Genomic DNA, 12,471 nt, shown 5'->3' on the forward strand with positions numbered 1-12,471 from the left:
TCCGCCCCCTCATGTGATGATGCGTGGGACGAAGGGCGTGGCCGGGGTGTTCGCGGCTCCGGCCGGGCGGGCGCGCGGAAGGCCCGCCGGGGGAGCGTCCGTTCGTCGGTTCCACCGGACCTTCCCCACGGCGAACCAGTCGGCCCAGTGAGCGAGGACAGCATGAGCGACGACGGAGGTTCCGCCGCGGTCGTCCCCACCGGTACGGACGAGCCCCCGACCGGTGGGGAGGAGGCCGCGCCGGACGCGGCGGCACCCGGGGACGACGGGGTGCCGCAGGCGCCGGAGGAGTTCGTCGAGGCGGCCAGGCTCGCCCCGAACCACTGGCTCCACCTCACCGACCCCGCGTGGCGGGGCGAGGGCGCCCCGCCGGACTGGGCCGTGGTGGGCCGGTGGCGCTCCGACGACGCCGGCGAGATCGTCGAGTGGCGGGACAACGAGGACTACCGCCCCTCCCCGGAGGCGCTCGGCTGGCCCGAGCCCGAGGACGACGTGGACGCCGCCATCCAGCTCGCCACCACCGGCTACGGCCCGGTGGAGGACGTCGCCCTCGCCCTGGCCCGCGCGGAGGTCGCGGTGCTGGTCACGGCGGACGGCCGACCGGTCAGCGCGTCGGCGCCCGACGGCACGCCGGTGGTCCCGGTCTACACCTCGCCCCCGTACCTGCACGCGGCCGGGCGCCTCGGGTTCGAGCGGGTGCGGGTGCCCGTGCTCCTGGAGCGGCTGCCGGAGGGGCACAGCCTGTCCGTCAACAGCTCCGCCCCGGTCAGCATGGTGATGACCGCGGACGGCCTGGCGGACGTCATGGCGGCCGCCGCCCGGGAAGCGGACGACGGGACCGGGCACGCGGGGACCGGAGCCGGGCACGGGGAGACCGGGACCGGGCACGCGGAGGCCGGAACCGTCCGGTCACCGTCCGCGTCCCCCGGGGACGCGACCGCGCCGGAGAGCGCTCTCGACGGGGTCGCCCGTGCCTGACCGAAGGGGATGACGCCGAACCGGAGGGGGCGGGACGGCGGCGCTTCCCGGTCCTGCCGCCGCCGACGGGACCCCGTGAGCCGCCCGCGCACTCCGCTCCGTACGATCCGGTTCCTCCGGTACGACACGCCACCCCTCACGCGAGGGCGGACCGGACGACCACGTGACGCAAGAGATCCCGAGCGGGTGCGCCGCACCGGCCGGGCCGGGTACGAAGGAGAGACGACGTGAGCCGTTCCGGTGGTGACCGGTCGAAGTGGTTCGGCGGCCGGGCCAGGGCGGGGCGGGGAACCGGTCGGGCCCCCGCGTCCGTTCCCCCGCCCGAGCGGAACGGCACGGCCGAACAGCGCCCCGATCAGACCCTGTTCACCGAGGAGTACGGCACGCTGGTACTGCTCCGCGCCGCGCACGACACCACGATCGGCCAGACCGCCGTGCACGAACTCGCCGACCTGCTGGGAGCGGAGGAGGGGGTCACCACCGTCGTCACCGGCGTGGTGGGCCCGGACGGTGCCCCGGCCGGGGAGTTCTGGCGGCGGCTGAGCGAGTTGTTCGACGCCCTGCGCGCGGCGGGCACGCACACCGTCCGGCTCGTGATGTCCGGAGCCGGGGAGGAACACCCCGACCGGCCCTCGGTGGCCCGACGGGTCGCCGAGGCGTGGGAGTGGGAGGTGATCGCCCCGGACGGCGAGGTCCAACTCGTCCCCGGCGGCTCCCTCTTCGTCCGCCCCGACCCGCCCCGCGTCCGGGGCTGGTGGAGCTTCACCCCCGGGGTCCGGCCGGTGGCCCTGGGCACGCGCCAGCCGTCGCCCGCCTGGCAGCCCGGGGTCGAGCGGGTCCCGGAGCGCACCGACAGCGGCTGTGTGATCCACCAGATCCCCGCCGGGCTGCTGGCGCGTTCGCCGTACGCGACCGGGCCCGCGCGCGGGGACCTGTGCTACTCGGTGCCGGTGGACCCCCGGGGACCGACCGTCCTGGTCGGCGTCCCCGAGGGCGGAGACGTCTCGGCGGCCGACGTCGGAGAGGTGCTCGGCGCGCTGCCCGCCGCTCTGCGGGCCCGGGTGCGGCTCGCCCCCGGGAGCCCCCGGGACATCCTGCGCACCGGTCGGCAGGCGGCCGAACGGTTCGGCACGGAGGTCGTGGTGTACACCGGCATGCCGCTGCTCGCCCCGGCCACCCCCACGGAACGCGCCGCCGTCCGGTCCGTGGTCGTCGGCCCCGACGGAGCCCCGCGCTGGCGGCCGTTCGTGGACGCGGTGGTGTGCGCCCCCGCCACCGGGGACGAACCCGCGCCCGCCCCCCGGCTCCTCCGGTGGAGAGCGCCGGTCCCGGGCCCCGGCAACGCCGAGCGGGGGACGGTCCGCCTCTCCGACCGGTGGTGCGCCACGGTGACCCGCGCCGGACTCTGGATCACCGGGGACGGGGAACCGGACACCGACGAGGACCCCGCCCCGGCCCCGCTCGACCGCGAGGTGGACGCCGAGGGGCCCGCCATCGAGGTCGGCCGCCCCGGCGAGCCGCTCGACGCCTCGCTCTGGCCCGAACTCGCCCGGCTGCTGTCCGGCCTCGACGCCGACGCGGCGGGGAGGGCGCGCCTGTACGTCCACGGCACGGCCGTGGACGGCGGACAGGCGCTGCGGGCCCTCGCGGCCCGGCACGGCGCCCGCGCCCTGCGCTTCGCGCCCCGCCCGGCACGCGCCGGGCGCAACACCGCCGGTCCCGCGCCGGCCTCCCGTCCGTCCGCCGGTCCCGCGCCGGCCCCCCACCCGTCCGCCGGCGCGCTGCCGACGACGGGCGCGCCGCTGCCGGTGCCGGACGGCCCGGCGGCTCCCCGTGGCCGGGAGCCCGGTCGTACGGCGGCGCGGAGCGGGTCCGCCGCGACGGCTCCGGCCGGTGCCGCGGCCGTCCGGCCCCCCGCGCCCGGGGCCGCCGGGCACGGCGGGGCGGGGCAGGACGGACGGGCCCCCGGCCCCGTGGTACGACCGGACCGGGCGGCCACCGCGTCCGGCCCGGCCGCACCCGGCGGCGGCCGTGCCGGGAGCCCGCCGGAGTCCGCGCCGCGGTCGGACGGCGCCGTCCCGGGCGAGGCGCGGACCCGCGTACCCGCGCAGGAGGGGCGGACACCGGACGCGCCCCGGGCCCCCGGGGCGCCGCGGCCCCCCGGGGTCACGGCCCGGGAGCCCCGTACACCGGCCGGACGCCCGGCACGGAGGACACGGTTCGCGGCGCTGCTCGGCCTCCGGGAGGACGAGGAGACGCCCGTGAGGACCCCCGTGGAGACGGAGCCGACGCGGGAGGCACCCGCCGGAGCCGAGTCCGAGTCCGGGGCCGGATCCGACGCCGGGGCCGGGGTGCCGCGTATCCCCGCCGTGCGGCGGCGTCCGGCGGCCGAGGCCGTCCCGGACGGCCGTTCCGGAGACGCGGCCGACGGGAGCGGCACGGCCGACGAGGAGGCCACCGCCGAGGGGGAGGGCACGGCCGAGGAGGAGGCCACGGGCACCAGGGAAGGGACGGTGAACACGGAGGACCCGGCTGGTGGGAGTGACGCGGCCGACCCGGTGGGCCCGCCGCGCGCCGTACCCGTGGCCTCCGCCATCCCCACCGCTTCCACCGTTCCCCCTGCGGCGGCCGTCGCGACGGAGCCGCCCGCCCCGTCCGCTCCGGTCACCCCGTCCGCTCCGGTCACTCCGCCCGTCCCCTCCGCCCCGACGGTCCCGGCGAACCCCGCCTCCCCAGCGCCTCCCGCCTCCCGAACGGCCCCCGCCGCCCCGGCGACCCCGTTCGGACCGTTGCCGCCCGTGCCGTTCCGGCCCGACCACGTCAGCACCCCGGCCGAGCGCGCGGCCTTCCGGGCGCTCGCGGACGCTGCCTGGGACCGCCACGGCCTCGCCGTGAGCCGCACGCTGACCCGGCTGCCCGCCCTGCGCGGCCAGGAGCAGGAGGCGGCCCGCACCGACCTGATCGCCCTCCACCTCTACCTGCACACCCCTGAGGGCCCGTTGAGCCCCGAAGCGCTGGTGCGGGGCTTGTACGACGGGGAGGATCGGCTGCTGCCGTACGTCGCCTGCGTGACCTCCGGGCTGCGCCGGATGCCCTCGTACCGCGGCCTCTCGTTCCGCGGCGCGGGCGACGGCGGGCCGGACGGCGGCGCCCTGGAGCCCGGCACGCTGCTGCGCGGCCCCGCCCCCGTGTGCGCCCTGCCCGCCGGCACCGGCGTACCGAGGCCGGGCGGTGCGCAGTACGCCGTGTGGTCGGTGACGGGGCGCCGCGTGCGCCAGCTCACCGACCGCCCCGGGCGCGAAAGGGCCCGGAACGAGGTGGTGTTCCCGCCGGGCACCCTCCTGAAGGTGCTCGACGTGCGCGAGGAGGGCGGTGCGCCGCTCACCCTGCTGCGCGAGGTGCCCCTCGCCGGGCCGGACGTCCCGGCCCGCCACGGCGGCGCGGAACTCGACACCGACGACCGCGCGGCACTCGCCCGTCTGGACGAGGCGCTGCGCGGCCATCCCGTGACACCGGGCCGCCACGACTGGCCGTGGCCGTGCGCGGGTTCTCTGGAACGGACCGTATGCCGTCCGCCGTCCGACTGACCGAAGAGAAGCGGAGACTTGATGTCACCACAGGAGAGAGAAGGGCTGACGGGGCCCGTGGTACGCCGTGCCGTCACCATGCGCGGCACGGCCGAGGAGCCCGGCTCCGAGGCGCTGCGCCCCCGGACGGCCGAGGCCGGGGCCGCGGCCCCCGGGGAGGAGACGGGCTCCTCCGGGGGCGCGGGCACGCACGGTGAGGAGACCCCGACCGTGGTGGTGCCCGTGTCCCCGTCCGTGCCGGAACCGGCCTCCTCCGGGGCCGCGTCCACCACCTCCGGGGCCACGTCCGCCACCGCCGGGGCCGCCACCGCCGGCGCCGAAGCCGTCACCGCCTCTTCCGAAGCGCGGACCACCCCCTCCGGGGAGCCGGCCGCCGCCGCGAAGAGGGACGACGACGCCGGTGAGGGGGAGGCCGGATCGCTCACCGCGACCGGGAGCGGGAGCCCGCCCGGCGTGTCGGCGGGGGACACCGGCGGCGGTGGCGACGAACCTCCCCCGGGCCGTCCCGCCAAGGCCCTGCTGGCCGCGGCGGGCATCGGGGGAGCACTGCTGATAGCGGTGCCGTTCCTCGTCATGGGCACCGGCCGCGACGACAGGACCGAGCCCGCGGGGATGGCTCAGCAGGCATCGGCCCGGACCCTGCAGAAGGACGAGGAACCGGTGCGGCCGGGGAACTACGCCCCCAAGGCGCCGGAGACCACCGTCCCGTCCACGAGGACCGGGGCGCCCGCGCAGAAGAAGGACGCGCCGAGTCCGACCGCCTCCGCACCGGCTCCGGAGCCGGTGCGGCCGGCCGGCGGAACGCCCGGGAAGGGGGCGGAAGCCGCGCAGAAGCGGGGGGACGGGCGGAAGGAAGAGCCCGAGCGGAAGGAGGAGCCCAAGAAGGAGGCCCCCGCGAAACAGGAGGACGCGGCGAAGAAGACCCCTCCTCCGGCCCCGCCGAACTACTCCGACATGAAGCGCGTCCTGCTCAGGAACATGTCGACGAAGATGTGCGCGGACGTGCCGGACTTCGGCAAGGGCAGGATCAACGGCCCGGTCAACCAGTTCTACTGCAACGGCACGGACAGGGACAACCAGCTCTGGGACTTCGAGGTGAGGTACAAGGGCAAGGGCCCCAAGTCCAGCGATCTCTTCCAGATCGTGAACCGCAAGGACGGACTCTGCATGGACCTGGGGGAGTTCGGCGCCCGGCCCCGGGGCACCAGGATCTCGCAGTTCTACTGCAACGGCACCACGGACGACAACCAGTTGTGGTGGCTGGAGCCGCGCGGCGGCAAGTCCTTCTGGATCCGCAACTACGCCAGCAACCACCAGTGCCTCGAAGTGGTGAGCGGGGCGGGGCTCAAGACCGTCGACGCCCGGCTGGACATCCAGCCGTGCCACGGCGGTGACGATTTCGAGTGGACGCTCTGGTAGGACCGGACCCCACCTGATCGGCGCCGGGCCCCGCGGTCTCCTCCCGGAGACCGCGGGGCCCGTTCGCGTCACGCCGGGGTCCGTCCCCCGCGTGACGCAGGGGACCCGGCTCGTCAAGTGTTGCGTGTGCCTCACCGCCGGGTGCTGTTCAAGGAGAGCTTCCGGCGGCCAAGCTGAGCGGCGTGCTCCGGACCAACGCGGGCGCACTTCTGATCGAGTCGGGAACACGCCGTTGACGGCCAGAGCAGGGAACGGAGAACACTCGTGATCGTCGGAGTCCTCAAGGAAGCACGGGCAGGTGAGAGTCGCGTTTCGGCCACGCCGGCCACAGTCGAGAAGATCCGCACACTGGGGTACGGCGTGGTCGTCGACCCGGGCGCGGGCGTCGCGGCCGGCTTCACCGACCATGCCTACGAGGCCGCCGGAGCGACCGTCGGCGACGCGGTGGCGGCGGACGTGGTGCTGGGGGTCAACGCTCCGGCCCCGTCCCAGCTGGACCGGGTCCGGCCGGGGGCGACGGTGATCGCCCTGTTCTCCCCGGCCTTCGACCCGGCGATGGTCGAGGACCTGGGCCGAAGGCCCTTCACCGCCCTCTCGATGGACGCCGTGCCGCGCATCAGCCGGGCGCAGTCGATGGACGTGCTGTCCTCGATGGCGAACATCGCCGGCTACCGGGCCGTCATCGAGGCGGCGCACGAGTTCGGCCGGTTCTTCACCGGCCAGGTGACGGCGGCGGGCAAGGTGCCGCCGGCGAAGGTGCTGGTCGCGGGCGCCGGCGTCGCCGGTCTGGCCGCGATCGGCGCCTCGGGCTCGCTCGGCGCGATCGTGCGCGCCACCGACCCCCGCCCGGAGGTGGCCGACCAGGTCCGCTCCCTCGGCGGCGAGTACCTGTCGATCGAGTCCCCCGAGGCCGAGGTCTCCAAGACCGGCTACGCCAAGGAGATGGGCGACGACTACAAGGCGCGCGAGGCCGAGCTGTACGCCGCCCAGTGCCGCGAGGTGGACATCGTCATCACCACCGCGCTGATCCCCGGCCGCCCCGCGCCGACGCTGATCACCGCGGAGATGGTGGCGGGCATGAAGCCGGGCTCGGTGATCGTCGACATGGCGGCCGCCAACGGCGGCAACGTCGAGGGCACGGTGAAGGGGGAGCGGACCGTCACGGACAACGGCGTGACGATCCTCGGCTACACCGACCTCGCGGGCCGGCTGCCCGCGCAGGCGTCGCAGTTGTACGGCACCAACCTGGTGAACCTGCTGAAGCTGATGACGCCCGGCAAGGACGCCCGCCTCGTCCTCGACTGGGACGACCCGGTGCAGCGCTCGATCACCGTCGTGCGCGAGGGCGAGACGGCCTGGCCGCCCCCGCCGGTCCAGGTCTCGGCGGCCCCCGCACCCGCCCCCGCGCCGGTCGCGGCGGAACCCGCTCCGAAGAAGGCGCCCATGACGCCGGGGCGGACGTTCGGCGGCGTCGCCCTCGGTGCCCTGGCGCTCTTCCTCGCCGCCGCGTTCGCGCCGGCGGCGCTGCTGCCCCACGTGACGGTCTTCGTGCTCGCGATCGTGATCGGCTACTACGTGATCGGTCACGTCCACCACGCGCTGCACACACCGCTCATGTCGGTGACGAACGCGATCTCCGGGATCATCGTCGTCGGCGCGCTCCTGCAGATCGGCCATACCAGTACGGCGGTCACGGTGCTGTCCTCCGTGGCGATCCTCCTGGCCAGTATCAACGTCTTCGGCGGCTTCGCGGTGACGCGTCGGATGCTCGCCATGTTCAACCGGAGCTGACATGTCTGCGACCATTGCCGCACAGGCGGCCTACCTTGTTGCCGCGCTGCTCTTCATCCTCGCGCTGGCAGGACTCTCCAAGCACGAGACGGCCCGGCTCGGCAACGCCTTCGGCATGCTCGGCATGGGCGTCGCGCTCGTCGCGACGGTCGTGCTCGCGGTGGACGGCGACGTCAGCACCGCCGGCCTCGGCCTGATGGGCGTCGCCATGCTGGTCGGCGCGCTGATCGGCCTGCAGCGGGCCCGCGGCGTCGAGATGACCGGCATGCCCGAACTGATCGCGCTGCTGCACTCCTTCGTCGGACTGGCCGCCGTACTGGTCAGCTGGAACGGCTTCCTGAACGTGGAGCACGAGCCGGACGGCCACGAGGCGAAGGCCCTGGACGCCCTCGGCACGCTCGGCATCCACCACGCGGAGGTGTTCATCGGCCTGTTCATCGGCGCGGTGACCTTCACCGGTTCCGTCGTGGCGTACCTGAAGCTCGCCGCGAAGATCGACTCCAAGCCGCTCGTGCTGCCGGGCAAGAACGCCCTCAACCTCGGCGCGCTGGGCCTGTTCACCGCCCTGACGGTGTGGTTCGTGATCACGCCGGAGCTGTGGCTCCTCGTCACCGTGACGGTCCTGGCCCTCGCCCTCGGCTGGCACCTGGTGGCCTCGATCGGCGGCGGTGACATGCCGGTCGTGGTCTCGATGCTCAACAGCTACTCCGGCTGGGCCGCGGCGGCCTCGGGCTTCCTCCTCGGCAACGACCTGCTGATCGTCACCGGCGCCCTCGTCGGCTCGTCCGGCGCCTACCTGAGCTACATCATGTGCAAGGCGATGAACCGCTCCTTCCTCGCGGTCATCGCCGGCGGCTTCGGCATCGAGGCCGCGCCGGGCTCGGACGTCGACTACGGCGAGCACACCGAGACCACCGCCGAGAACGTCGCCGAACTGCTGGGCTCGGCCCGGTCCGTGGTCATCACCCCCGGGTACGGCATGGCCGTTGCGCAGGCCCAGTACCCGGTCGCGGAGCTCACCTCGAAGCTGCGCGCCCGGGGCGTCGACGTGCGGTTCGGCATCCACCCGGTCGCCGGCCGCCTGCCCGGCCACATGAACGTGCTCCTCGCCGAGGCCAAGGTGCCGTACGACATCGTCCTCGAAATGGACGAGATCAACGACGACTTCGCCAAGACCGACGTCGTCCTCGTGATCGGCGCCAACGACACGGTCAACCCGGCCGGGGCCGAGGACCCCGGCAGCCCGATCGCGGGCATGCCGGTCCTGACCGTCTGGGAGGCCGGCAAGGTCATCGTGTTCAAGCGCTCGATGGCCTCCGGATACGCGGGCGTGCAGAACCCCCTCTTCTTCAAGGAGAACACCGCGATGCTCTTCGGCGACGCGAAGGCCCGGGTCGAGGACATCGTCGGCGCCCTCTGAGGCACGGCGACGAGAGCGGGCCTCCCGGCCCGGCGCGGAGGGGACGTCCGTGCCGCCGCCGGGAGGTCCCCGCGCCCCGCCCGCCCGGATTCCGGGGGGGCGGGGCGCTTCCCGTGGGGCCACCGGCCGCGCGTCCCACGGGACCGGCCGATCCCGTCCACGGCCGGACGCGGGTTCCGCGCCCCCCACCCGCTCGGAGCGGGCCTCCGGCGCGTCGTGGCCCGCCGTCGCGGGGCCGGCGCGGGAAACCGCCTGGCGCGCCGCGGCGGCCCCTGCTACGTTTCCGGAGGCCGTGAGAGGAACGAGGAGGTGGTACCCGTGAACGCAGGATCGACATGGGTGCTCCCCTCCGGGGTCACGGTCGGGCGGTAGGCCGCCCGGGAGCGCCGTTCACGAGCACTCCCGAAAGGCACGACCGTGCGATTCACCTCCGAACAGCTCCTCGACAGCGGCGTCCTCGAACGCGAATTCACCCTCGGCGAGATCCCCGGCACCCTCTGGACGCCCGGGTCCGCCGCACCGGCCCCGCTGATCCTGATGGCCCACAACAACGGCCTGCCCAAGGGGCAGCCCCGGCTGGTGGCCCGCGCCCGGCACACCGCGTCGTACGGCTACGCGGTGGCCACCATCGACGCCGCCGGGTGCGGCGACCGGCCCCGTTCCGCCGCGGACGAGCGGACCCGCGCCGAGCTGCGCCGGGCGACGCGGGCCGGCGAACCGGTCGACGGGATCCTCGAGTCCCTCGTCGGCCCGTTGGTCGAGAGGGCGGCCCCGGAATGGCGGACCGCCCTGGACGCCCTCCTCTCCCTGCCCGGGATCGACGGCCCGGTCGGGTACTCGGGGTGGACCGCCCTCGGCATCCGCCTCGCGGTGACCGAGCCGCGTATCGCGGCCGCCTGTCTCTTCGCCGGGGGACACGTGCCCAGCGCCCAGCGCGAGGAGGCCCGGCGGGTCACCGTTCCGCTGCTGTTCCTGCTCCAGTGGGACGACGAGGGCAACCCCCGGCAGCGGGCCCTGGACCTGTTCGACGCCTTCGGCAGCGAGGAGAGGACGCTGCACGCCAACCCGGGCGGCCACATTGGCACCCCGTGGTTCGAGGTGGAGGACGGGGCGCGGTTCTACGACCGGCACCTGGGGTGAGACCGGGCCGGCGCGGACGGCGAGCGGGAGCGGCCGTCCGCCCGGCCGCTCCCGCTTGATCGTCCCGGGGCGGGGTAGCGAAGGGGCATGGCCACCGACAACGCATCCCCCGCCACGAGCGACCGCGCACGGCCCGAGATCGACGTCCGGGCGCTCGCCGAGGTGCTCGACGGCGAGTACGCCGAGATCCGCGACCTCGTCCGGACCAACCTGGTGACGCACTCCTCCGTCCTGGAGGAGGCCGAGGAGCTCGGCCTCGACGCGTTCCGCGAGCGGGTCCGCGAGATCGTGGTCGAGATGGCCGCGACGGGCCAGACCGGCATGGGCTTCCCGCGCGAGTACGGCGGGGGCGGCGACGTCGGGGCCTCGATCGCCGCCTTCGAGACGCTGGCCTTCGGCGACCTGTCGGTGCTGGTGAAGGTCGGCGTGCAGTTCGGCCTCTTCGGCGGCGCGATCCTGCACCTGGGAACCCGGCGCCACCACGAGGCCCATCTGCCGGACCTGATCGCCGGACGGCTGATGGGGTGCTTCGCGATGACCGAGACCGGTCACGGCTCCCACGTACAGGCGATCGGCACCGTCGCGCGCTACGACGCCGCGAGCCGGGAGTTCGTCATCACCACCCACGGCGACCAGGCGTGCAAGGACTACATCGGCAACGCGGCCCGGCACGCCGAACTGGCCGTCGTCTTCGCCCGGTTGGAGGTGGGGGGAAAGTCCGAGGGCGTGCACGCGTTCGTCGTGCCCGTCCGGACCGGCGGCGAGGTGGCACCCGGCGTCCGGATCGAGGACGACGGGCTCAAGATGGGCCTCAACGGCGTCGACAACGGCCGCATCCGCTTCGACGGCGTACGGGTCCCGCGCGAGGCGCTGCTCAACCGGTTCGCCGACGTCACCCCCGAAGGCGTCTACACGAGCCCGATCGAGAACCCGAACCGGCGCTTCTTCACCATGCTCGGCACCCTGGTGCAGGGCCGGGTCAGCGTCTCCGGCGCCGGGATCGGCGTCGCCAAGGTCGCCCTGACGATCGCCACCAAGTACGCCGTGCGGCGCCGGCAGTTCGAGGCGGAACCGGGCGCGGGGGAGCAGCTCCTCCTCGACTACGGGCTGCACCGGCGCCGGCTGCTGCCGCTCGTCGCGCGCACGTACGCGCTGCACTTCGCCCAGGACGCCGTACGCGCGCAGCTGCACGACGTCTTCTCCGGCACCGGGGACGACGCGCGGGCACGGCGCCGGCTCGAGTCGCGGGCCGCCGGCATGAAGGCGCTCAGCACCTGGCACGCGACCCGGACCGTCCAGGAGTGCCGCGAGGCGTGCGGGGGCGCCGGGTACCTCGCCGTCAACCGGTTCGCCGCCCTCCGGAGCGACAGCGACATCTTCACCACCTTCGAGGGCGACAACCACGTCCTGCTGCAGCTCGTCGCCAAGGGCCTCCTCACCGACCACGCCGGCGAGTTCGAGGACCTGGACCAGCTCGGCGTGGTCCGCCACGTCGCCGGTCTGGCCGTCGGGACGGTCCTGGAGCGGACCTCGGCCCACAAACTGCTCGAACGGGTGCGCGATCTGCTGCCGGGTGGCGACGCGTGGGACCAGGAGGCGGGACTGCTCGACCCGGAGTACCAGCTCGCCATGGTCCGTTACCGCGAGGAGCACATGCTCGCCGGCGTGGCCCGGCGGCTCAAGCGCGGGATCGACCGCGAGGGCACCCCCGGCGCCGTCTTCTCACAGGTCCAGGACCACGTCATCGCGCTCGCCCGCGCCCACGTCGAACGCCTGCTCCTGGAGGCGTTCACCGACAAGGTGCGCGCCCTGCCCGAGGGCGGTGCCAAGGCCGCCCTCACCCTGCTGCGCGACCTGTTCGCCCTGTCGACGATCGAGGCCGACCGGGCCTGGTTCATGGAGCACGGACGGCTGACCGTCCAGCGCTCCAAGGCGATCAGCCGCGAGGTGAACGACCTCTGCCGCGAGGTCCGCCCCCTCGCGGTCGACCTCGTCGACGCCTGGGGCGTCCCGCCCGAGATGCTGCGCGCCCCGGGCCTGGTGGGCTGACCAGCGGCGGACCCTCCTCCGGGCGCGGCCCCCCCCCCGCCCGGCACACCGCCCCGGACGCGGGACCGGCGCGGCCGGGCGCGCTCC

General features: G+C 75.0%; 7 protein-coding genes. All 7 read left to right on the top strand.

Translation table 11 applies throughout. The features are described from left to right. Nucleotides 1-162: 162 nt before the first annotated feature. The 7 genes from ACFYZY_RS19840 (at nucleotide 163) to ACFYZY_RS19870 (ending at nucleotide 12,384) form a co-directional block, all read left to right on the top strand. Nucleotides 163-978 (top strand): type VII secretion system-associated protein, encoded by an 816-nt coding sequence (locus ACFYZY_RS19840; protein WP_388695668.1) that lies wholly within the window; start codon nucleotides 163-165, stop codon nucleotides 976-978. A 227-nt stretch (nucleotides 979-1,205) separates the two neighbouring features. After that, a complete protein-coding gene (locus ACFYZY_RS19845; protein WP_388695671.1) occupies nucleotides 1,206-4,565 on the top strand; it encodes a hypothetical protein in 3,360 nt (1,119 codons plus the stop codon). Between the two features lie 57 nt (nucleotides 4,566-4,622). Further along, entirely contained in the window at nucleotides 4,623-5,984 is a 1,362-nt protein-coding gene (locus tag ACFYZY_RS19850; protein WP_388695673.1) for an RICIN domain-containing protein, read from the top strand. A gap of 264 nt (nucleotides 5,985-6,248) precedes the next feature. Further along, on the top strand, nucleotides 6,249-7,775 hold the full coding sequence (locus tag ACFYZY_RS19855) for a Re/Si-specific NAD(P)(+) transhydrogenase subunit alpha (protein ID WP_388695676.1): 1,527 nt from the start codon (nucleotides 6,249-6,251) through the stop codon (nucleotides 7,773-7,775). A gap of 1 nt (nucleotide 7,776) precedes the next feature. Next, nucleotides 7,777-9,195, top strand: a complete 1,419-nt coding sequence (pntB, locus tag ACFYZY_RS19860; protein ID WP_388695679.1) for a Re/Si-specific NAD(P)(+) transhydrogenase subunit beta — start codon at nucleotides 7,777-7,779, stop codon at nucleotides 9,193-9,195. Nucleotides 9,196-9,612: 417 nt separating this feature from the next. After that, nucleotides 9,613-10,335: a dienelactone hydrolase family protein gene (locus tag ACFYZY_RS19865; protein WP_388695682.1), complete on the top strand. Its 723-nt coding sequence runs from the start codon at nucleotides 9,613-9,615 to the stop codon at nucleotides 10,333-10,335. Between the two features lie 87 nt (nucleotides 10,336-10,422). Further along, the gene (locus tag ACFYZY_RS19870; RefSeq protein WP_388695685.1) at nucleotides 10,423-12,384 is read left to right on the top strand and encodes an acyl-CoA dehydrogenase; all 1,962 of its coding nucleotides are present in this window, start codon (nucleotides 10,423-10,425) and stop codon (nucleotides 12,382-12,384) included. Nucleotides 12,385-12,471 lie beyond the last annotated feature (87 nt).

Source organism: Streptomyces sp. NPDC001744 (genome assembly GCF_042892575.1).
GTDB lineage: Bacteria > Actinomycetota > Actinomycetes > Streptomycetales > Streptomycetaceae > Streptomyces.

Coding starts and splice junctions, on each gene's coding strand:
- pntB (WP_388695679.1), top strand. CDS start 7,777: ATGTCTGCGACCATTGCCGCACAGGCGGCCTACCTTGTTGCCGCGCTG.
- ACFYZY_RS19840 (WP_388695668.1), top strand. CDS start 163: ATGAGCGACGACGGAGGTTCCGCCGCGGTCGTCCCCACCGGTACGGAC.
- ACFYZY_RS19870 (WP_388695685.1), top strand. CDS start 10,423: ATGGCCACCGACAACGCATCCCCCGCCACGAGCGACCGCGCACGGCCC.